This window comes from Orientia tsutsugamushi str. Boryong, assembly GCF_000063545.1.
Lineage (GTDB): Bacteria > Pseudomonadota > Alphaproteobacteria > Rickettsiales > Rickettsiaceae > Orientia > Orientia tsutsugamushi_C.
In genome coordinates, this window is sequence record NC_009488.1 from 484,579 (window position 1) to 504,985 (window position 20,407).

Consider the following 20,407-nt stretch of genomic DNA (forward strand, 5'->3'; position numbering starts at 1 on the left):
TAATAGACCTCTTTCGAAACTGGTTAACGTAGTTCAAAATTATAAATGCCAGAGATCAAATTAAAACTAAGACCTAATCTTTTATGTCTATTTTGATATTTATTAGCAATAATTTTGAACTACGTTAACCAGTTTCGAAAGAGGTCTATTGATTTGTTTCTCTGTGAAACAGTTTTAGGTTGCTCAAATGGTGTAACTTGTAATTCTTGAATCTCGTATCCATATACATTTTGTACATTTGTAATATCTTTGATTTATCACATTCTGTTAGTGTAATATTCTTAAGTAATTTAACAAAAAAACTAGTTCGAACTGCTGGTCCAAAACTACAAGTAGTTAGTAATTCATTTGCTAAGGCTTTTGCCATATGGTTTAGCACTGCTATCTTATTTGCAAAATGACGGTTTGGATATTTATTTGATAATTTCAGCAGTAATTGATTTATGAAGTATATGTTGAAGCTTTTGCTAGCCATTGAATGCAGTATAATTGCATCTTCTTGTGTTAGTGGATAATATAACTCTGCTAATTTTTTTCTTTTGAGCAAGCACTCATTAGACTTCTAGAGGATGAAAAATTTCATCGATTAACAGGAGTAAGGAAGGGAACATTCTCAAAGATGGTGGATATTTTGAGACAAGCTGATGGTCTTAAGAAATCAAAAGGTAGGGGTAAAAATAAGCTCAATTTCGATGAACAGTTGCTGATGGACTTAGAATACCTTAGAGAATACCGTACTTATTTTCATATAGGTCAGAACTATGGAATTAGTGAAAGTTCAGCATATAAAGCTGTTAAATGGGTAGAAGATACACTAGTTAAACACCCAAACTTTGCTGCTCTTCCAGGTCGTAAAGCTCTAATGAAGAGTGATATGAATTATGAAGTAGTCTTGATTGATGCTACTGAGACTCCTATAGAAAGACCTAAAAAAACAAAAATTCTATTATTCAGGAAAGAAGAAAAGGCATACACTAAAAACTCAAATAGTGGTAGACAAGAAAACGCACCAAGTAATATGTACAGATTTTTCTAACGGTAAAAAACATGACTTTAGATTATTTAAGAAATCCAAAATTCTTATCCATCCTAAGGTTAAAGCGATTACTGATACAGGATATCAAGGTATACAAAAAATTCACAATAATTCTGCATTACCAAAGAAAAAAAATTCTTTAACTAAAAATGATAAAAAGAATAATCTTGGTTAGCAGGATAATGAGTTGTTAATGAAAACGTTATTGGTATGCAAACGGTTCAAAATTATTGCTGACAAATATCGAAATAGACGTAAAAGATTCGGTTTTAGATTTAATTTGATCTCTGGCATTTATAATTTTGAACTACCTTAACCAGTTTCGAAAGAGGTCTAATAAATGCTTACTTTCAGTAACTATATTGCTAGCTGCAGCTAATATAATTGCGATAATGGCTGCAATTACCAAAGAAGAAAAGTGGTTGTTAATTCCAGCAATAGAGCCTGATCGTAAAATGACGGTTTCATCGAAAAATTACCATGAAACCTATTTAAAGGAATGGGCAATTTATGTGACGAAACTCTTATTTACTACTTCTCCAAATGAGGTAGAAAGACAAATAGCAGACATGAAAGTGGCATCTAGTAATACTGAATCTTTAAATAAATTTTTTCATGATCACTTGCAATTTGTCAAAGGTTCAAATGTGTCTTCAGTATTTTTTCCAAAGAAGGTTGAGGTGATGAAAGATGGAGTATTAATTAGTGGAACGCTTCGCTACTGGTTTAGCGATAGTAAACATATAGCTATCGATAAGACTTACTTTCTGACTTACAAGCGAAGTCCTAATTACCTTTTGTTATTGAGTGGTGTTAATAAGAAAAAAATAAAACTGGCTTAAAATGCTAGTTTTTACTTCAAAGACTTAAAGTTCTGGAAGGAACGCTGAAACTCACTTCAAAGTAAAATTTTATTCAACATGGAATTCACTAGCACTAGGAAAATAATGCAAAATTTACTAATAAGCAATAACAATGTTCATATATCAAAAATCTCAACTAAATATGCTAAAACCTACATTTGGAATACAGTGGAATAATGTAGTTGTAGGACTGTTAATTATAATTACTGCTTGTGTTTTTTCTTTTGAGCCAGCATTAGCTGATACTCTTGAAGGACAGCTTAATAAAATAGACGGACTTTTTAGTGGAAAGCTAAAAACAATAGGTATATCAAGCGCAACTATTTTATCATCGATTTGGGCTGTAGCAAGAGGTAATATAAAGCTTGCAGGAGTAATGGTAGCAATTGGTGTTATTTTAGGCTTTTTCCTAGATTGGATTGCTGGTGGTATGAAAATAAATTAGCATAAATTAATTTATTGATAAGGTAGAAATATCAACACTCAAAAAGCGGAGGAATAGTGCAACAGGACAATTCAGACAATGATAATACAAAAGAAGAAGAAGATCTTTGTTATTAACACTATCTTCATTTATAACCTTTAATGGACTAAACCATGATTTATCGATAGCTTGACCATAACTTTTAATCAAAGATTCTCGCACTTTGTACCAAATTGACTTAGAATCCAGTTGTTTACTGAGATTCAAGAGATACTCTTCTTCGTTGATTTGTTTCTGTGAAACAGTTGTAGGTTGCTCAAATGGCGTAACTTGTAATTCTTGAATTTCATATCCATATATATCTTGTACAGCTTGTAATATCTTTGATTTATCACATTCTGTTAGTGTAATATTCTTAAGCAACTTAACAAAAAACCGAGTTCAAACTGCTGGCCCAAAACTATAAGAAGTCAAAATTTGATAAGCCATAGCTGCTTCAAAAGAACCAGCAATTTTATGCTTCAACTGGCTTTCCTTACTAAGATTTGTGCTTGTTTCAATATATGTCCCTGAAAAAAGTTTCAGGTTGACCTGAAATTTCTTTCATGTTGGAGCGAAATTTTTTTTCTGGTAAGGCTATATTTTCTTCTTTTCCTTTTTTACTATAGTGCTGAAAATTTTTCAGAATTTTTATGCAAGGGACATTACGTAACTTAACATTGTCTTTAATTATTGTTCTATTTTCAACTTCAATAAAACCTGCATCTCTTAATTCTACTAAGCATTGCCTAACTCTTCTTTGACCAACATTTAGCTTATCCTCATAAAGCTGATAACTTTCCTGTAATTCATCTATATCTTTGTTGTAATAGATATATAGTCTAAATACTATAAATGATAAAGGCTGTTTAGATGTCTTGCTTAATGCTTTTCCATTATCTCCAGTTAACTTTCTCCACTCTGGTGGAATGATATTTTCAATAAAGTTATAAAATATTGTTGCATTATTGCTACTGTTTTTTTAATAATATTACAACTATTAGTTAAGAAATCGAATACTACAGGTCGCATTTTTCATCTCCAAAAATACAGCTATAGTATGTGTTTTAGAAAATAATTTTTTTACAAATTACCATCAAATTTTTATGCAAAAGGTAGAAAATAGGTAGAAAAAAATTTTTATGCTAAACCTATATATAGTCATTTACAATGAAGTTTGCATTATCCATCATAACTACAGAATTATTAGGTAATTTCTGAATTAAATCCTATTCTATCCAACAGTTAAAAATAGCAGTATTAACATTGCAGTCAAAAATTGATACGGTTAGTAGAGATTTGTCTACTAATGCTCCTATAACATTAGTTCTCTAACTGCTTTCATCTGTAAAGACAATGACTTTTCCTTTATCTTTATATCTTTTTATCTTATCATTAATTTCTAATCTTGATTCTTTTTTTGCATTTAGATGTTTTAAAGCTTTTTTTGTATGTAATATTTAATCTCTTTAATGCTTTTTGTACACCCAACTTACTTACCCATAGTCGTTCAGCTCTTTCATATTGGCATGCATCACTATATTAGACCTCTTTCGAAACTGGTTAAGGTAGTTCAAAATTATAAATGCCAGAGATCAAATTAACTCTAAGACCGAATCTTTTACGTCTATTTCGATATTTATCAGCAATAATTTTGAACTACCTTAACCAGTTTCGAAAGAGGTCTATTGTGTCGCATCTTCTTTTAGTTTATCAATAGAGATTTTTGTTGGATCTCTGTTTCTGTTTTTTTTACGCAATATATTTTTACTCCATACAAATACTGTATTCTTTCTTATTCTAAAATGTTTTAATACTGATTCAAAACTGATATTTTTTCTCTGGACTTTATCGTTAGCACTTCCTTCCGAAAATCTATAGAATATGTCATACTAATTACTTTTTCATTACATTTTAACATCTTATTATTATAATTGTTTTATGTTTAGCTATATTAGAGCATTTAGCACATTATTCTCCTGATTTAAATCCTATTGAAAAAAAATAGTTTCAAGCTAAATCAAGCAAAATGAAATATCACTGTGACTTAGATACCATTTTTGAAAAGTATATAACATCACTGTTTTATAGTGGCTTAGCTATATCTAAGATCCATTTCTTATATCGAACTTTGGTTAATTTAACTAAGATAAAGCATAAAAAGTTAGCAATAGTACCAATTAAGCCACCAGACACGCCAAAAATTGATGATAAGCTATAATATTCCCATATAATGAACAGCGATAATCCTAATAAGCTGCTGCATATGAAAGCTTTAGTACTAATTTTTATATCAAATAGTCCTAAAATAATTGGTACTAATAAAGGAGCAGTCCAGAAACCACTCATGAATATTACAAGATCAATTACACTATAAAAATTTAGTGCTATGCATATAGAAATGCTACCACTAATTATAGTAATAACTTGTGTTAGCAAAAATGATACAGTTGCCTTATTAAGGCGAATTAATGGATTGATTATGTCATTAACCATACTAATTGATATAACGCTAAGATTAGTTTGAGCTGTAGCAATAGTGATAGATAATAATCCTACTAGTAAAATTCCTTGTATTGTTGGTGAAAAAAAGCTGTCAAGCATAATTAGCAAAGGCATAGGAGCTAACTGTGGTGATACAACACAAAATGTTATCAAGCCATTAACTGCAATGCAGATTATAAAAAATATATATAAGCAAGATTTGATAATAATTGCATGCTTAATTTCTGTTGTACTACCATTTGCTAATACTTTTTGAATCAGGCTTGGCTGAAACCCCATAATAGAAAAACATAAAGCTATTTTAATAGTACTCCATACTAATTCTGAATTGTATAAAGAATATTTTATCGGTAAGATTTGATTTACTATATTGTCAATGCCTAGTCTGTAACTTCCTATAGCAGGAACTACAAAAATTGCTAATACCATAGCTACAAACCGTAACAGGTAAGTAGTGGTTACAGCTTTACTTCCTTCAACAGCAGTATAAATGATAATTATTAGATAGCTTAATATCAAACTTTCTGAGCATTTAATTCCAAATATAAACTCAAAAATCTTTCCGCTAACACTAATTTGCGCAGCGAGATATCCTATTGCGCATAAAACTGCTCCAATTCCAGTAATAATCCGTCCGTAGTTACCATAATGTTTATATGTAATATCGCCAATGCTAATAAAGCCATGATGATGGCTGAATTGAGGTATAACTAGTAATGCTATTAAGATATCAGCTACTACTGCAAATATTAGACCATATCCCCATGCACAACTATCACTAAAAGTTTTTTCAGCAATGCCAAATATAGTTCCTCCTCCAACTGAAATAGTTAAAATAGCAGCAACAAGTAGCAATTTATTATTCATTGTTTTGCTAATCTTTGCAGCACCAAAATCTTCTAAAGAATGGAATTTGGCTCTGTAATAAATGCTTACTCCAATTGTTATCAATAAATAAGTTATAACTATAGATTTAGTAATCATATAACTATTTTATAATCAAGTTTTTAAAATTTTTGCTAGCAATTTAGCTAGTATGACAGCTAATATAGCATTAATTGTTACGATAACAAAGAACCATCGCCAACCTATAGCTTCAATTATGTACCCAGCTATGACTGGAAAAATTCTTGATATTCCCATCATAGAACTTAGAAAAGAATATTGAGTTGATCTATAATAACCTTTGCATAATGAACTAATTAAAGCAATATAACTAGACATTACCATGCCTCCAGTCAAGCTTTCAAATATATTAACTATTACCAATATACTTAAATTTTTGCCAAAAACATCTAAAATAATGAAACAAGAATGAGATATAGCATGTAAAAATCCAAAATAAATTAGACCATCTAATATTGTTATTTTATGCATAATACGACTAGCTATTAGTCCACCACAAATAGCGCTAATTGTTCCTAAAAATTTTCCAGCAAAGGCTATTTCCTTAGCCGTAAAACCTATCTCTAAAAAAAAAGAGCTTAGCATAGTCCAAATAAAGTTATCCGGTATTCTACAAACAATTAAAAACACTAATAATACTAGTACTGTTCTAAATGAACCTATGTGCTTAGTTAGCTCAGTAAAAAAAAAAGCTAATGACATAGAAGATTTATTTATTTCCAATTGTGTATTTTTGATTTGAAGATTGTTTGAATCTGTATTGTTGAATTCTTTAGCAAAGACTATTAGTATTATAGAAAATAATATAATTATTAAAGAAAAAATCTGATAGATGCTTTTCCAGCTTATAACTGTTGAATAGTACATTGCTCCTGATCCAGAAATTATCATGGCAACTCTATAACCAAAAATATATACTCCAGAAAATAGTCCTTGTTTATTACTTTGCACTATTGAAGATCGAATTGCGCCTAATATTACATTTTGCGTTGAACTTAAAACTGAGATTATAAACGCTACTATACTGATCATATATAGTTCAGTTGCCGGAGATAAATGACTCATAATAAATATGCTTATAGCAAGCAACAACTGAATAATAACTAACCAGCTTATTCTATGCCCTAAAAGAGATGAAAGGCAAATTATCTTTTTTGAGTCTAGTAAAGGCGCCCAGAGAAAATTTATAGAGTAGGGTAAAAATATGATCGAAAATAGTCCAATATTTGATTTGCTGATACCTTCTGACGCTAGCCAAAAGTTTAGTGTATTGCTATTAATTAGTAGAGTAAAGCCGCTAATAAATCCTAGTAACCAAATTTGCAATTGCGGATTTTTTTTTGTTATCACTCCCATTTTTTCCTCAAATAATAATGTCTAAAATATTTAGACAGCATACTTAAACACAGTGCTGCTATTAATATAATATATTATTCTAAGTTGTGCGATATGAGAAGTTATGTATCTGATTGTTTGACTATGAAAATAGATTAACTATGTTGTTCTGCCAACAAGAAGTCTAATGGTACATGCAATGGAGGAAGTAATCCTATATATGAAGCTATCAGGACAATACATTAATGGTTTAAGAAAAATTAACTAACTAGAAGAAATAAGCTAGAGTAAGAGTTATTGTGAGCTTTATACGCCTTATAAAATCTGCTATTTAGTTTATTCTCGTCTGAGTTGATATATGAATTTAACTGTAGCTGTGTTAATATTACTTGTCAATATGATAATAATATCTTGATGGTAATTGCACAAATATATGTATGATATTTAGCTAATTGGAATGCTAATTTTTAATCAAGCAACTTGAATTTGCAGTTGATAAGCTTAGAGTAACCTTCAATTGATAACATCGCTTAAAAATATTTTTTATTTTTACAAAAGTATTTGCTATTCAATAAAAACCATACTACAGACTATAAGTTTAAGCTAATTTTAAAAATTAATAAGTTATTATTTAATTACTTCAATTTTAAATTAATGAAGGGTGATAAATATGCCAGTAAAAGTATTTAAATTTACACAAGCAGCATTAAATAAAATAAAAGTACCAACCAAAGAAGAAAAAATAATCAAGTTTAGAGATATAACACAAAGGAACTTACTGTTTATAATATCATATACTGGATTTAGAAGACTATATTTATGAATAAACATTAATGGCATGTATTATAAAAAATAAAAATAGGAGATTTTCCAGATCTAACGGTAGCAGAAGCTAGAAAAAAGATACAGCAGTTAAAAAGTGATATTGCTAAAGGAATAAATCCAATGGATGAAAGACGGAAGATAAATAAAGAAAGAAGAGAAAAAAGAGAGAAGAGGCTTAAATTAAAGAATGAACTAACATTCGGACAGATGCATGAAAAATATGCTGAATATAGTAGTATTTATCATTAAAAAGTTGGAAGAAAAGCTATGTAATAGTAAAGAGTTATACAGCACCTTTATACCATAAAAAGATATCTGAGATTACCGAAGAAGATATTCAGAAGCTTTTTGACGAAATAACAGCAAAGAAATACTATGTAACAGCTTTCATGATTTCAGGTATCACAAGCTCCTTAACAGCTGTGGCTCCTTTATTTTTTAGCATTTCGTTAAAATCTTCACCTTCTGAAGGAACTACGATGCTAGTGATTGCTCCTTTACTTTTCAGTACTTTTGCAGCATCGTTTATAGTGCTTACATATTCTTTATTCTGTTTATCATTATTTGCAGCTATAAGAATCTTTTCTCCTTGAAATGGTTGATAGTACTTCAAATTATTAACATTTGAGCTATATACCATTCTGCTATCAATGCCAGCTTCCTGAAAACTTGATATCGTTTTTCCTTCTGCAGACAAAATGGTTACATCATAATTGTACTGTCTTTGTTCTTTGATTTGCATAAACAATGGAGTAGAAATATCTTTGGTGGTACATTGCTTTATGCAATTCTCTTGCTGGACTCTTTCTACTTTAGCTTCTTGCTCTGGTTTAGCAGTAAAGTGATAATATTCTTCATTCACATGAGATCTATCATTGATATCATTGATTATAGACTTAAACCAGTTTTCGATTTTACTAAAAACAGTTGTCTTTGTCCGTGCTTTCTCCAAATCATGAGCAGTTTTCAGAGTTATGCTAGCTGATTTATCATTTGGTCTGCTAAGCTGATTTATTAAGCTGTTAATGCTTCTAGTTGCTTCCTTATTGCAATATAGCTGTAATTTCTCTATATGCCTTGTCATAGCTACGTATGAGCTGCTTATATTACTTACTCCATTATGTAAAACGTATACATCTTTTATAGAAGCTCCCTGGGCCTTATAAACAGTACTTGCATAACCATGTTTAAATTGTATTTTGCTTGGGTCAAAACTCACATCTTGTCCTGCATCTGTCTTAGCTACAAATTCATTTTTATTAACCGAAGTTAAAGTTGCAAATTCACTATTTTGTATTTGTAAATCCTTATCGCTTTTTTGAAATACAATTCGATCTCCAGCCATGTAGGACTCTTTCCTTCCAGCTATTGAACGCCTATATTCTGTGCCTTGTAGCGTGCCATTAGCTTTTAACAAAGATCTAATACTTGAATTAAGAATGTCTACCTCTTTATTACGTACTGTAATTACCAATTTTTCATGTAGCTTAAACTTGCTTAGACTCCAGTTGTATCTTAACTTACTCATTGAGTCCTGCAACGTATTATCAAACTTAATACATTTATTTTGTCTCAGTAATGTTATACCGCTTAAAATATTACTCTCAGCAAACTTTGTTGCTGCTTCTCTACTCCAGTTTTCACTTTGTCTTCGAATATTCACTAAAACATGTGAACTGAAAATATTACTCAGCATCTCAAACATTCCGCCTCTTTCTATTGAAGCTAACTGCTTTTCATCTCCAGCAAGTATCAGTTGACAATTATTGTTTCTAACTACTCTAAACAGCTCTGCATATTCTCTAGTAGCAACCATTCCAGCTTCATCTACTACTATTAACCTATTTTGCATAAAAATTTTTTTTTTCGATTATACAAAAATCCTTTTACTGTATAGACTTCCTTATAACCTTTGCTCCTCAGCTCTGATACCGCTTTATGAGTAGGAGCAAGTCCAATAACATTTTGTCCACGATTTGTTGCAATTTTATATGCTTTTGCTAAAACAGTGGATTTACCTGTTCCAGCTCTTCCTCTTAGTACTCTAACTCCACTAGTGCTAAGCAAAATATGCCTTAGAGCTTGTTTCTGTTCTTCACTAACATTTGCTAGACCTTCTATATCACTTTTAAGATTGTAAATATCGTTGTAATAAACTTGATTATTGATTTTATTAGCTATTCTTATTATTCTTACTTCCTCGTCTCTAACATCAGTTGTAGTAAAATATTTGCTACTTTCACCATCATCATGATATAACTCTAGTATTCTATTTGAACTGAACACTTGCTGAACTAACATTCCCCTTTCTGTTAGGTCTGGTATATCTTTTACTGCTTTTTCAATATCCTGCTTAGTAAAAATAGATTTGTAATGTGTTATAGCATCCGTTATTACATCAACATCCTTAATAATTTTTAAATTAGCCTCTTTACGTAACTCATTTTCATTTGCAACTTCATTAATTAAACCCCTAATTCTAGTAGGGCCAATATGCTCTTGCGGTACTGCACTTATCTTATCAACTCTATTTGTTAAGCCTAATTTAGCAAAATATGCATTAATTATTTCCTTCACTTTTTCATGAATCATCTCGGAATCTCGAATAACAAACTTTTTGCCATTAACTGTTCTGCATTTGGGGTTTAAATTTACTGCTTTATCTCCTAAACCAGTTCCATCTTCTCTAAATCTTCTTGTAGTAACCAATATATGCGCATGCCAGTTTTTATCTCCTCTATGAGGCTTATGAATGTCTATCTGTACTCCAAGACCATTTTGCACCCATTCCCCCATTGCATCAACTATTTGATGAGTTATTTCTATTCTATGCTCTAAATTCAATTCCTTATCGTCTGGCAGTGCTATTACGATATCCTTCAATAGCTGACTGTTTCTTCGTTTTTCTGTTTGTTCAACCTCATTCATTAATTGTTTGGACATTCTTGAATTTTTGATTTACATAAGCTGGTATCAGCACTGTATGATATACGTTATCTTTTTTACAAGAGAAGTTATAACTTACATTTGTCTTCTCGTTTTTAACAATAGTTCTTGCATTATACGCTGCCTTACGACAACTATCTCCTCCTTTGATTCTACTTAAAAATTCAATCCTTGCAAACTGTATTGCCATTTCAACTCCAATCCTCACCTGAGTTTCAGGTTAGCATGAGTTTTTTGATTTTGCCAGTACAAACTGCTTTTTTTAACACTCAATCGGCTAATTGGCACCCATTTTTTAGCAGTAAACTTTCAAGTTTACATATTGCGTATAAGCTTATTCTTTAATGAAGCTTCTAACCTGAATTCACGTTTTTTTGACTATAATTATTTGATGTTGGTTTGGCAGGTGCGGTTTTTTTCTTTACTGGAATTTTATTTTGATATATTCTTGCCTGATTTTTTTATCTTTCTGAATTACTAACATGGCAAATCTTATGCAGCAAAAAATTACTCTCCAACAAAAAAAGCTAAGCTAATCATGGATGAGGTTAACCTCAAAATCAAAGAACGTAAAATGCGTACTCGACGTCTTATCGAAATGGGTGGACTAGTCGCTAAGGCTAAGCTTGATCACTTACAGACAAACACTTTATTTGGTGCAATTGTTTCACTAAAAGAAACTTTAACACAACATCCAAATGTTCAGAATCATTGGACTACAATCGGTAAAAATATTTTTGATAAGGAACAGCAAAATAAAGCTGCTGTGATTTTAAAATTTTCCTCTGAACCAGATGAAAACACTAAGCGCTACATTCGCCTTCATGGCTTAAAATGGAATAGCTTTCGTCAAGAATGGTGCAGCAATGTTAAGGACATTGAGGCCTTAAAGAATGGCCTTCTTAATGTTCAGTATAAACTTGAGCTTGTGTCTTAGTTTTTTAATACTTATACAACAAACACAGCTTGATAATTCAGCTAATGTAATTTATAAATCATGAGTGTAATGCAATTTTAAATATATATGGTGGTTATGCGAATCAGTGATACTAGTGATTCTATCCAAATCTTGCCTAACAGCAATACTTTATCTGAGTTAACAAAATTAGTTTACAATTGTATATTTAACCATAAAGGTTATAATATTTTGCTCTTGCTTGGATGGGATAACAGCACATATCGAGGCATTCAAGATAAAATTGTGCAGCTTCGTAATACTGAAACAGAAGCAATTATGCTACTTACTAAAGACGATCTTCCCACATGCTTAGAATATTATTGTATGGAGCAAGGTAAACTAAATGTATTATATACACAAGTAGATTTTGCTTTTAATACCCTAAGATTAATAGTAGAAGAGTATTATGATTTATCTATACGGTTCCAACATTACAAATCTAACCTAACTATTGTATACAATAGTCACAGTGAAAATTTACAGAAACAATTAGATGATTTTTTTACTCAACAATGCATGAATCACAATGAAAGTAGCAAATGCATCCATCACAGTGAAAGTAGCATTAGTGTTTTAGATATTGAGCAATTTAGAGATTTTGTAGGTGATATATTATTAATTGATGATCCAGAACGATAATCTATGTATGCCAAGCAGCTATACTCCATTGTGCAAGTAGAAATATATGTAATGCTATGTATGCTAGTTAGAAAAAGCTTGTATTCTAACTAGCATAAAGCGTACAGTATTTATTTAGCTCTATGGCAATCTCTGGTAGTTTAAGGTATTGAGCAAGAGGTATAAATTCTTGCTGAGTTTCAATGACGATTTTTTGTCTTTTTTCATAAGGTTTTATTGATATAGTCTGAATATTATGGAATCGGTCGAAAAGCTTAATTAATAATAGTTCTGTTTTATTTTGGCTATAAAATGTTTGAATCATTTCTCTAGAACTGATTTTTTTATTACCATTAATTCTGGTAAGGTCAAAAACCTGTTCTGCAATAGACTTCTTTCGAAACTATACAATGATGTAAAATGGTGTTATAAAAATCTGATTTGAAGTAATAATGAAATTAGATCAGATTAAAGAGTTAAAGGATGAAAAATTTCGTCGATTAACAGTAGTAAGGGAGGGAATATTCTCAAAGATGGTGGATATTTTGAGGAAAGCTGATGGTGTTAAGAAATCAAAAGGAGGGCGTAAAAATAAGCTCAATTTGGAGGAACAGTTATTGATGGCCTTAGAATACCTTAGAGAATACCGTACTTATTTTCATATAGGTCAGAACTATGGGATTAGTGAAAGTTCAGCATATAAAGCTGTAAAATGGGTAGAAGACACCTTAGTTAAACACCCAAACTTTGCTCTTCCAGGTCGTAAAGCTCTAATGAATAGCGATATGAATTATGAAGTAGTCTTGATTGATGCTACTGAGAGTCCAATAGAAAGACCCAAAAAAAACAAAAATTCTATTATTCAGGAAAGAAGAAAAGGCATACACTAAAGACTCAAATAGTGGTAGACAAGAAAACACACTAAGTAATATATACAGATTTTTCTAACGGTAAAAAGCATGACTTTAGATTATTTAAGGAATCCAAAATTCTTATTCATCCTAAGGTTAAAGCGATTACTGATACAGGATATCAAGGTATACAAAAAATTCACAATAATTCTGCATTACCAAAGAAAAAAAGCAAGAAAAATCCTTTAACTAAAAATGATAAAAAGAATAATCGTAGGTTAGCAGGAAAAAGAGTTGTCAATGAAAACGTTATTGCTATGCTAAAACGGTTCAAAATTATTGCTGACAAATATCGAAATAGACGTAAAAGATTCGGTCTTAGATTTAATTTGATCTCTGGCATTTATAATTTTGATCTACCTTAACCAGTTTCGAAAGAGGTCTAATATTTTTTATATGATTTTTAAAAAATATTCTCATCTCTTTTTTAGTAATCACACGGCTAGTGCGTATAATGGCTTATTGCCAAATAGAATGCAAATGTGTTAAGTCACGTAAATAAGATGCTGTATGTTCACCATAAGAAGAATATATTTTATAAATTAACTCTTTTTGTTGATTAGTATAAATACTGAAATCTATTTCTCCTGGACCAGGAATTGCATTAGCTTCAAAGCTGCCAAATATCGAACGTAAATGCCGTACTACAGGTCCATTTTGCCATGCTTCAATATCTTCTTTAAAAAGAGGCTTATCAAATAAAGCTAGATGCACACCTTGGGAAAAATACACTAATTTTTGCAATTTCAATTAAGTTATTACATCTCCTGCTTCTCTATCAACCAATACCAGAAAATAGCTAGCAACATCAAAACAACTCAATAACTCACCCTTTTGTTGTATAGTCATGATTTTATTATTATATCTTATGACTATTTTATAACAATTTGTATCACAAATAAATCATGATAATGCCTTATAATACCTGCTTATCACAGATACCGTATTAAAAATCAAGATTACTTTTTAATACCTGCAATTTTGCGTTTGAGTATATTTATCAACTGGCATGCTTCTACATTATTAGGATCATATTTAATAGCTAGATTACAACTTTCTATTGCTTCTTGAAATTGTCTTAATTCACATAAACAAACCCCTTTATTGAAATAAGCTTTTGCCAAATTAGGTTTATATTTAATAGCTAAATCAAAAATTTCGATTGCTTTCTGAAATTGTCCTAATTTACCCAAACAAAATCCTTTATTGAGATAAGCTTCTAAATTATTAGGGTCATTTTTAATAGCTAAATCAAAATTTTCTATCGCTTTCTGAAATTGTGCTAATTCAAGTAAACAAACTCCTTTATTATAATAAATATTTACATTATTAGATTTATACTTAATAGCTAAATTATAATTTTTTATTTCTTCTTTATATCGTTCTAAGTTGCCTAAACAAACTCCTTTCTTATAATAAGCTTCCGCATAATTAGGTTTATATTTAATAGCTAAATCAAAATTTTCTATTGCTTCTTGATATTTGTTTAACTCAAGAAATGAAATTCCAACATTAAAATGTTTTTCTGCTAATATAGCTTTATCCTGAATTAATTTCTGTTGTACAGGTTGATTGTTGTTTTGTTTTGATGCAATGGTTGTATTTAACAGCGTTAATAATAAAACAGCTGTTATATATTTTACAAATTTCATATGATTATTAATTACCCTTTAAATTTTTGATTAGCTACTGAACACCAAATAATTACTAAATTATAGGTGTTACAATTAATCCTTCTTTTATATTTTTTTTCAGTCTTATCAATAAGACTATCAGAAATTCTATTAATATTCTTTATTTTTTATTATTACAACCAGTTATAACAAATGATGTTGCATTAAATACGTGTGATTTTCTATAGGTAAAGGCATTGATATAAAGTCAATAGGAACTAGCTATAGTATTTAATGATGACTTTGTTGCATACGATGAACTTTATCTTTGATTCCTGCAATAATGTCTTTGTTCATGCTGTTTTGAGCCTTAGTGAGTATATCTCCAAATAGTTCATCCATATTGATTTTAGTGAAATCAACTTTTTGTAACTCTTCAACAGTAAGGCCTCTACACTTTGGACATTCAGGTGTACCGAAGTCTATTTTTAGCTGCTTTCTTGCTTCTTCCTGAAAAATTCTTGCAAGTTTTGACTGAAAGCAGCAATAAGTAGACTTTCTAGCTAGGCAAATACCCAATATCGGAATTCTTGAAGAACAATAGGTTCCAATGTAATAGCAGTAACCTTTTTTTCTATATAGAGCTAATTCTTGTTCCTTAGATTTGCATTGCGATAAGCCTATATCACGCCCCCAGCCAGTCATTGAAGAGCAGCAATTCAAAAAACTAAATACATCTTTTTTGCATTTTCGATGTTTACCTGAAAATACAGAAACGGGATTTGTTTTAATGTCCTTGCTCATCTGATTTAGCATTGCTAGATGAGCTACTTTAGCTATATCTCTATTTGGTATAATAGTTGGAGTGTTGCAATTACCTCCTAAACAAAAAATTGAGTTATTACGCAATGATGAGTGTAGCATTGTTTGCTTCTCAGTTGAACAGCTATAATCGTGCTGCCATAGTAAACAAATATTTGCTACTGATTTTTGGCAAGTGCTGTTTTTAATTCACAATTTTGAATTTTAAGGTGTTTGCAACCATCTTTTGGATCGCTAGTACATGAAAAAACAATCTTTTGTTTCCAATATGAACGATTGACTCTAAACTTGTCAAAAAATACTCTATCACCACTCTCATAGTTGAGTCTATTCGCCTCATAGCATTCATTACTTTCTATTAATTGTTCAAGTTCAGGCTTTACAACTTGCCAATATTCTGCTACTTCCCTTAGTTCTTGAGTCTTATCTCTGTAGTCATAGCGAAGTATACATATTTTACCTCTTTTTGATATAATATAAACTTTGTTCCAATATGCTCTATAGATACGCCAAGCCTATCAGCAACAGCACTCCTCATTCGTCTTGCAGCCATTTGGCTATCACCTGCTAACTTGTATATTTTTTCATTATTTTTATCTACGTCATGGAAATCTGCACGACCATTAAGCCAATTACTATGATTCTCTACTATTTCTTCTGTTGCAAATTCCATTTGCCGGTTTTGCCAAGAAAGCCATACATTCTCTAATCTGCACTCAACATTTAATTCTCGAATAAGTTCAATGTTAAAATTACTACCTTCATTACAACTTTGAATAATTTCAGTATTAGTTTTACTTGTCTGAGTTACGAAGTTACTGCTATCAAGGGCACTTAAAGGATCAGATTCAATTCTCATTGAATTAGCTATCATATAATTTTGATCGTTGATATTATGTTGAGTTAAGGCATTGTTTTTACTGTTTTCAGCTTGAAATAACATTGCCCCACTTTCTGTACCAAGCTGATTACGGCCATGGTAGGTTAAATCCTCATCATTGTTAGGATAATTGACATTACTACCTTGATGAAATAATTCTTGTGTATTTGAAGAATTTCCAAGATTTACATTATAGTTGCTAGCTTCATTATAACTGCTTTGCATTGAAGCTAAACAACAGCTAATATTGAGCACTATCAAAAAGTTAATATAGATAATAATCTCATTGAGTATTCTCATTCATAATTTCTAATGCTATTGCTAAAGGAATATGGCCAGTTAATTTCTTGGTTAATCCTCTTTTTTCATCATCTATTACTATCACAGGAACAACATCAATTTTATATTGTTCAAACAAGCTAGGATCTATATCGAAGCTAATACCAAGCTCCATAGTTTTATTCTTTGTTTGTGTAAATGAGTTATTAATTAACCCACGCATAATCAATTGAGCTCCAGCCTTTTGAGATTCAGCAAAATAGCTTTTTAAAGCCTCATCACTCATTGAAAATGAGACAAAAATAAAAGTTTTTTGCTGGCCCAAAAAAAAGCATTAGCATTATTAACAAATAATAAAACCATCAACATCATTACTCGTATAACCATATTCCTCTCTAACCCTTATCAAAGCAAACAACAATCTCTTTTTCGCCAAATCAAGTAACCAAAATCTTCACCATTAACTGGAAATTCTCTTCCAGCCTGCCATGTAGCTTCTGTTTGGCCTATGCTCTTGCAGGATCTGGTTTCTGGAATCGGATAAGTCATTTGTAGTCGATACTGACTTTTCTTCATAATAGGCATGGGATACTTGCCACATAAGCCTTTATAACCATAATATCCCCATAACATCAGTTGCCTATGCATTCTAGCCATAAACTTACTTACCATTAATACAGATGTTCCAACTCCACCATTATGCGCCGCAGCTGTTCCAGTAAAAGGGTAAAGCATTCCTTGACATTCAGCACACCAAAAAGCATAATCACTTGCTAATAAACCAGCGCCACAACTCATGCAATCAGCTATACATGCTTGATAAGCAGCTACATTTTGAAACAACAGCGTTTCTGGATTTAAAATCGCAGATTTAGCGTCATCACTCCATAATGGATCAAACTCTGTTAAATATGCTATATCGACTGCAGCCATTTCCAGACAAATAAAATCAAGCAAAATTTCCAGCCAATAAATCACAGGATAGACATACCAATGAATGTGATAAAAAGCACTTCCTTCAGCCTCATCTTTCATGCCTTTTTGAGTAGCACTTCCAAATGACAAACCTCCAAGACTTACCATACACATTGGCGACTTTGTAACATCTACAAGGCGTACTGGCTCCCAAAATCCTACCGGAATATACCAGGTACAGGTATTGGAATCCCTGGCTTAGGACAAAGACATATAAGTCTACCAGAAGCATTAGTATCAGGCATTGAAGTGTTTGTAAAGTACAGAGATATAGTAATTTAACCTATATTATCACATAAATCATTTTTAAGTTGCAATATCACTCATTTTTGGTTTTTTAGGTGAAGTGTTAACAACAGCTACACCTTGAACTGCTTTAGATCGCTTACAGTATAGAACACAACGCCTTTTTGATTTAATTTTTGATGTTTCAACTTTCTCAACATTATCAGGGTCAAAAACTCCTTGAGCAGCCATTTTCTTTATTTCATATAAAGACTTACATTTTTGCCCTTTAGGAATTTTACAATCAAAATTACTTTCGAAAAAGAAGCTTGTTAGGCTCATACAGCCCAATAGCAATAATAAAAACTTCATTATAAATGCTCCTCTAACTTTTGTGATTGGTCGAATTTATTATGCAAATTAACTTTTTCATTGTTAGTTGATTGTGAATAAGTTAAATTATGTGGCTTCTTCTTGTGCTCACGTAAGTCAAAACCTTTTTTAAATACAACATCGATGACTCTACCTGACGCAATAAGAACGACTGGGCTCATAGAATCAGCTTGTTTTATAGCAAAATCAGCTAGCTTATCAAAAGCATTACTAGCTCCAGAGTAAGCTCCAGACTGAAGCGCATCTCCAATCTGAAACTCTTGTTGTTGATGACCTCCAGCTACTAGGTTTAAAGTTGGTAGCATATCAGGTTTAATAGCCTTAGCTTGTAGAAACTTAGCAATATTGCTAAATACTCCATTTAATGCAGCCATGCTTGCTATGTTAGACGATTTATCTACCACGATTCCTTTAATTCCAGAACGTCCATCTTCACCTATCAACCAGCCTTCCGCCTTGTTTTCAATAATATCTCCATAATGAAATTTTACTTTGAAGCAGTTTTAATATGCTTGATGCTGAGCTTAACAAGCTTTAAAGTAAAAACTAGCATTTTAAGCTAATTTTATTTTTCCTTTTGAATTATCCTTTTCAGCTTCTTCTGTAGCAGCATTAATAAGCGTTACATGGCTTGGAGTTTTTGGAGTAAAAGTTAACATTAAATCTTGAATTGTTTTGTGTTCTCCTATTACTGTTAAATAAAGCTTCTTTTCTTCTTCTCGTGGAGCAATAAACAAACATCCAGACTCATGAACTACAACTTCGGCTGCATTTTGAGGATACATAAAAATATCATTGATTTTTTCATCTTTAAGATTAATTCTTGTTGGCCCACTATCAGAAATCTCAAGCTTCAGCAAATTATCAACTTCTAACTCATATTCTACCGCATATACATCACTAAACTTGACTAAAGCAATAAACCCTATCATAAACCTCAAAATTCTAATACTCATTTTTTTATTCCATTCTCTTTAACGCCAGTTAACAACAAAAGGTAATTAGGACTTCGCTTGTAAGTCAAAAGGTAAGTCTTATTGACAGCTATATGTTTACTATCGCTAAACCAGTAGCGAAGCGTTCCACTAATTAATACTCCATCTTTCATCACCTCAACCTTCTTTGGAAAAAATACTGAAGACACATTTGAACCTTTAACAAATTGCAAGTGATCATGAAAAAATTTATTTAAAGATTCAGTATTACTAGATGCCACTTTCATGTCTGCTATTTGTCTTTCTACCTCATTTGGAGAAGTAGTAAATAAGAGTTTCGTCACATAAATTGCCCATTCCTTTAAATAGGTTTCATGGTAATTTTTTGATGAAACCATCATTTTACGATCAGGCTCCATTGCTGGAATTAATAACCACTTTTCTTCTTTGGTAATTGCAGCCATTATCGCAATTATATTAGCTGCAGCTAGCAATATAGTTACTGAAAGTAAGCATTTATTATATTTAACCAGCTCTTGTATAGCATTTTACTTAAAGAGATGATTCATTACTTGCCAACTTTTTTGCCCAAAAGCCTTGGATATCCTAATGGAGCTGGCAATAAACCTTTAGCTACTAAAAAACTTTTTAGCAAAAAATTCTCAGATACCTTCTTAATTTTCTTAAAGCAATAACATAGAGCAATTCCTCCAACCATAAAGGCTAGGCCTAATTTAGCATGCCTGCTGTTTAGTAGTACAATTCCTGGAGCTACTCCAGCTAGCACTACTCCCCATTCGTCAATGCTCAAACCCATATACTTCAACGGCCTCGATAATGCCCAACATAATTTTTGATTTTGTATAATTACCTTCAGCCTCAATTGTAGCATGAGATTTCTCATTCTGCTACTGCGATT

The 20,407-nt window shown here is 31.3% G+C and carries 18 protein-coding genes and 10 pseudogenes; 8 read left to right on the forward strand and 20 right to left on the reverse strand.

Translation table 11 applies throughout. From position 1 onward, the window contains the following. Positions 1 to 23: 23 nt before the first annotated feature. Together OTBS_RS13855 and OTBS_RS15920 are read right to left on the reverse strand one after the other, a co-directional pair. A pseudogene (locus OTBS_RS13855) lies at positions 24 to 119 on the reverse strand (IS5/IS1182 family transposase); the annotation flags it as partial. Between the two features lie 39 nt (positions 120 to 158). Continuing rightward, positions 159 to 562 (reverse strand): annotated as a pseudogene (locus tag OTBS_RS15920) (hypothetical protein); the annotation flags it as partial. Between OTBS_RS15920 and OTBS_RS11300 the strand changes: the two are divergent. The 3 genes and pseudogenes from OTBS_RS11300 to OTBS_RS02370 all read left to right on the forward strand — a co-directional run bounded on the left by OTBS_RS11300 (position 554) and on the right by OTBS_RS02370 (position 2,344). Then, positions 554 to 1,352: pseudogene (locus OTBS_RS11300) on the forward strand (IS5 family transposase). The pseudogenes OTBS_RS15920 and OTBS_RS11300 sit on opposite strands and share 9 nt — an antisense overlap. Then, a complete protein-coding gene (locus OTBS_RS02365; RefSeq protein ID WP_011944524.1) occupies positions 1,339 to 1,878 on the forward strand; it encodes a TraE/TraK family type IV conjugative transfer system protein in 540 nt (179 codons plus the stop codon). Before OTBS_RS11300 ends, OTBS_RS02365 begins: the two are co-directional and overlap by 14 nt. A 133-nt stretch (positions 1,879 to 2,011) precedes the next feature. Further along, entirely contained in the window at positions 2,012 to 2,344 is a 333-nt protein-coding gene (locus OTBS_RS02370; RefSeq protein ID WP_011944525.1) for a hypothetical protein, read from the forward strand. A 105-nt stretch (positions 2,345 to 2,449) separates the two neighbouring features. On the opposite strand, the pseudogene OTBS_RS18200 reads toward OTBS_RS02370, so the two are convergent. The 4 genes and pseudogenes from OTBS_RS18200 to OTBS_RS02385 all read right to left on the reverse strand — a co-directional run. Beyond that, positions 2,450 to 3,394, reverse strand: a pseudogene (locus OTBS_RS18200) (hypothetical protein); the annotation flags it as partial. A 531-nt stretch (positions 3,395 to 3,925) separates the two neighbouring features. Next, positions 3,926 to 4,021: pseudogene (locus OTBS_RS13860) on the reverse strand (IS5/IS1182 family transposase); the annotation flags it as partial. A 426-nt stretch (positions 4,022 to 4,447) separates the two neighbouring features. Beyond that, positions 4,448 to 5,734 (reverse strand): sodium:solute symporter, encoded by a 1,287-nt coding sequence (locus OTBS_RS02380; protein WP_232488872.1) that lies wholly within the window; start codon positions 5,732 to 5,734, stop codon positions 4,448 to 4,450. Between the two features lie 132 nt (positions 5,735 to 5,866). Beyond that, entirely contained in the window at positions 5,867 to 7,129 is a 1,263-nt protein-coding gene (locus OTBS_RS02385; protein WP_011944527.1) for an MFS transporter, read from the reverse strand. A 649-nt stretch (positions 7,130 to 7,778) separates the two neighbouring features. Here OTBS_RS02385 and OTBS_RS15930 point away from each other — a divergent pair. Together OTBS_RS15930 and OTBS_RS17475 are read left to right on the forward strand one after the other, a co-directional pair. Then, positions 7,779 to 7,931, forward strand: a complete 153-nt coding sequence (locus OTBS_RS15930; protein ID WP_232488819.1) for a hypothetical protein — start codon at positions 7,779 to 7,781, stop codon at positions 7,929 to 7,931. A 122-nt stretch (positions 7,932 to 8,053) separates the two neighbouring features. Continuing rightward, positions 8,054 to 8,182: a hypothetical protein gene (locus OTBS_RS17475; RefSeq protein WP_269763908.1), complete on the forward strand. Its 129-nt coding sequence runs from the start codon at positions 8,054 to 8,056 to the stop codon at positions 8,180 to 8,182. 124 nt (positions 8,183 to 8,306) lie between these two features. On the opposite strand, the gene OTBS_RS17480 is transcribed toward OTBS_RS17475, so the two are convergent. From OTBS_RS17480 to OTBS_RS14845, 3 genes are read right to left on the reverse strand one after another with little or no spacing between them, the layout of a single operon-like run. Then, the gene (locus OTBS_RS17480; RefSeq protein ID WP_050897508.1) at positions 8,307 to 9,785 is read right to left on the reverse strand and encodes an AAA family ATPase; all 1,479 of its coding nucleotides are present in this window, start codon (positions 9,783 to 9,785) and stop codon (positions 8,307 to 8,309) included. After that, positions 9,770 to 10,876 (reverse strand): MobA/MobL family protein, encoded by a 1,107-nt coding sequence (locus OTBS_RS17485; RefSeq protein WP_269763898.1) that lies wholly within the window; start codon positions 10,874 to 10,876, stop codon positions 9,770 to 9,772. Before OTBS_RS17485 ends, OTBS_RS17480 begins: the two co-directional genes overlap by 16 nt. Beyond that, positions 10,854 to 11,087 carry a hypothetical protein gene (locus tag OTBS_RS14845; RefSeq protein WP_162097307.1) on the reverse strand — a complete coding sequence of 78 codons (234 nt, stop codon included), beginning with the start codon at positions 11,085 to 11,087 and terminating at the stop codon, positions 10,854 to 10,856. The genes OTBS_RS17485 and OTBS_RS14845 overlap by 23 nt, the downstream gene beginning before the upstream one ends. A 274-nt stretch (positions 11,088 to 11,361) precedes the next feature. Here OTBS_RS14845 and OTBS_RS02395 point away from each other — a divergent pair. Continuing rightward, positions 11,362 to 11,816 (forward strand): annotated as a pseudogene (locus OTBS_RS02395) (conjugal transfer protein TraD). A gap of 87 nt (positions 11,817 to 11,903) precedes the next feature. Further along, the gene (locus OTBS_RS02400) at positions 11,904 to 12,476 is read left to right on the forward strand and encodes a hypothetical protein (protein WP_011944529.1); all 573 of its coding nucleotides are present in this window, start codon (positions 11,904 to 11,906) and stop codon (positions 12,474 to 12,476) included. An 85-nt stretch (positions 12,477 to 12,561) separates the two neighbouring features. Here the strand turns inward: OTBS_RS02400 and OTBS_RS02405 are convergent. Further along, positions 12,562 to 12,849 (reverse strand): annotated as a pseudogene (locus tag OTBS_RS02405) (bifunctional (p)ppGpp synthetase/guanosine-3',5'-bis(diphosphate) 3'-pyrophosphohydrolase); the annotation flags it as partial. A 58-nt stretch (positions 12,850 to 12,907) separates the two neighbouring features. On the opposite strand from OTBS_RS02405, the pseudogene OTBS_RS11330 reads away from it, so the two are divergent. Beyond that, positions 12,908 to 13,731, forward strand: a pseudogene (locus OTBS_RS11330) (IS5 family transposase). 94 nt (positions 13,732 to 13,825) lie between these two features. On the opposite strand, the gene OTBS_RS02415 reads toward OTBS_RS11330, so the two are convergent. From OTBS_RS02415 to OTBS_RS02465, 10 genes and pseudogenes are all read right to left on the reverse strand, one after another. Continuing rightward, the gene (locus OTBS_RS02415; protein WP_011944530.1) at positions 13,826 to 14,098 is read right to left on the reverse strand and encodes a Panacea domain-containing protein; all 273 of its coding nucleotides are present in this window, start codon (positions 14,096 to 14,098) and stop codon (positions 13,826 to 13,828) included. A 227-nt stretch (positions 14,099 to 14,325) separates the two neighbouring features. Then, positions 14,326 to 15,018 carry a tetratricopeptide repeat protein gene (locus OTBS_RS02420; RefSeq protein WP_011944531.1) on the reverse strand — a complete coding sequence of 231 codons (693 nt, stop codon included), beginning with the start codon at positions 15,016 to 15,018 and terminating at the stop codon, positions 14,326 to 14,328. Positions 15,019 to 15,270: 252 nt separating this feature from the next. Further along, a pseudogene (gene traN, locus OTBS_RS18205) lies at positions 15,271 to 16,968 on the reverse strand (conjugal transfer protein TraN). Beyond that, positions 16,965 to 17,285, reverse strand: a complete 321-nt coding sequence (gene trbC / locus OTBS_RS02435) for a type-F conjugative transfer system pilin assembly protein TrbC (RefSeq protein WP_011944350.1) — start codon at positions 17,283 to 17,285, stop codon at positions 16,965 to 16,967. Before trbC ends, traN begins: the two are co-directional and overlap by 4 nt. Positions 17,286 to 17,365: 80 nt before the next feature. Beyond that, positions 17,366 to 18,189 (reverse strand): annotated as a pseudogene (locus OTBS_RS02440) (TraU family protein); the annotation flags it as partial. Positions 18,190 to 18,241: 52 nt separating this feature from the next. Continuing rightward, on the reverse strand, positions 18,242 to 18,532 hold the full coding sequence (locus OTBS_RS02445) for a hypothetical protein (RefSeq protein ID WP_011944249.1): 291 nt from the start codon (positions 18,530 to 18,532) through the stop codon (positions 18,242 to 18,244). Next, positions 18,532 to 18,996: a TrbI/VirB10 family protein gene (locus tag OTBS_RS02450; protein WP_011944248.1), complete on the reverse strand. Its 465-nt coding sequence runs from the start codon at positions 18,994 to 18,996 to the stop codon at positions 18,532 to 18,534. The genes OTBS_RS02445 and OTBS_RS02450 overlap by 1 nt, the downstream gene beginning before the upstream one ends. A 111-nt stretch (positions 18,997 to 19,107) precedes the next feature. Further along, a complete protein-coding gene (locus OTBS_RS02455) occupies positions 19,108 to 19,509 on the reverse strand; it encodes a hypothetical protein (RefSeq protein ID WP_011944247.1) in 402 nt (133 codons plus the stop codon). Then, on the reverse strand, positions 19,506 to 20,030 hold the full coding sequence (locus tag OTBS_RS02460) for a type IV conjugative transfer system protein TraE (protein WP_232489035.1): 525 nt from the start codon (positions 20,028 to 20,030) through the stop codon (positions 19,506 to 19,508). Before OTBS_RS02460 ends, OTBS_RS02455 begins: the two co-directional genes overlap by 4 nt. 26 nt (positions 20,031 to 20,056) lie before the next feature. Next, on the reverse strand, positions 20,057 to 20,392 hold the full coding sequence (locus OTBS_RS02465) for a hypothetical protein (RefSeq protein WP_011944246.1): 336 nt from the start codon (positions 20,390 to 20,392) through the stop codon (positions 20,057 to 20,059). Positions 20,393 to 20,407: the final 15 nt, after the last annotated feature.

Coding starts and splice junctions, on each gene's coding strand:
- OTBS_RS02370 (WP_011944525.1), top strand. CDS start 2,012: ATGTTCATATATCAAAAATCTCAACTAAATATGCTAAAACCTACATTT.
- OTBS_RS02380 (WP_232488872.1), bottom strand. CDS start 5,734: ATGAATAATAAATTGCTACTTGTTGCTGCTATTTTAACTATTTCAGTT.
- OTBS_RS02385 (WP_011944527.1), bottom strand. CDS start 7,129: ATGGGAGTGATAACAAAAAAAAATCCGCAATTGCAAATTTGGTTACTA.
- OTBS_RS02420 (WP_011944531.1), bottom strand. CDS start 15,018: ATGAAATTTGTAAAATATATAACAGCTGTTTTATTATTAACGCTGTTA.
- OTBS_RS02445 (WP_011944249.1), bottom strand. CDS start 18,532: ATGAAGTTTTTATTATTGCTATTGGGCTGTATGAGCCTAACAAGCTTC.
- OTBS_RS02465 (WP_011944246.1), bottom strand. CDS start 20,392: ATGAGAAATCTCATGCTACAATTGAGGCTGAAGGTAATTATACAAAAT.
- OTBS_RS17475 (WP_269763908.1), top strand. CDS start 8,054: ATGGATGAAAGACGGAAGATAAATAAAGAAAGAAGAGAAAAAAGAGAG.
- OTBS_RS15930 (WP_232488819.1), top strand. CDS start 7,779: ATGCCAGTAAAAGTATTTAAATTTACACAAGCAGCATTAAATAAAATA.
- OTBS_RS17485 (WP_269763898.1), bottom strand. CDS start 10,876: ATGTCCAAACAATTAATGAATGAGGTTGAACAAACAGAAAAACGAAGA.
- OTBS_RS02455 (WP_011944247.1), bottom strand. CDS start 19,509: ATGAGTATTAGAATTTTGAGGTTTATGATAGGGTTTATTGCTTTAGTC.
- OTBS_RS17480 (WP_050897508.1), bottom strand. CDS start 9,785: ATGCAAAATAGGTTAATAGTAGTAGATGAAGCTGGAATGGTTGCTACT.
- OTBS_RS02400 (WP_011944529.1), top strand. CDS start 11,904: ATGGTGGTTATGCGAATCAGTGATACTAGTGATTCTATCCAAATCTTG.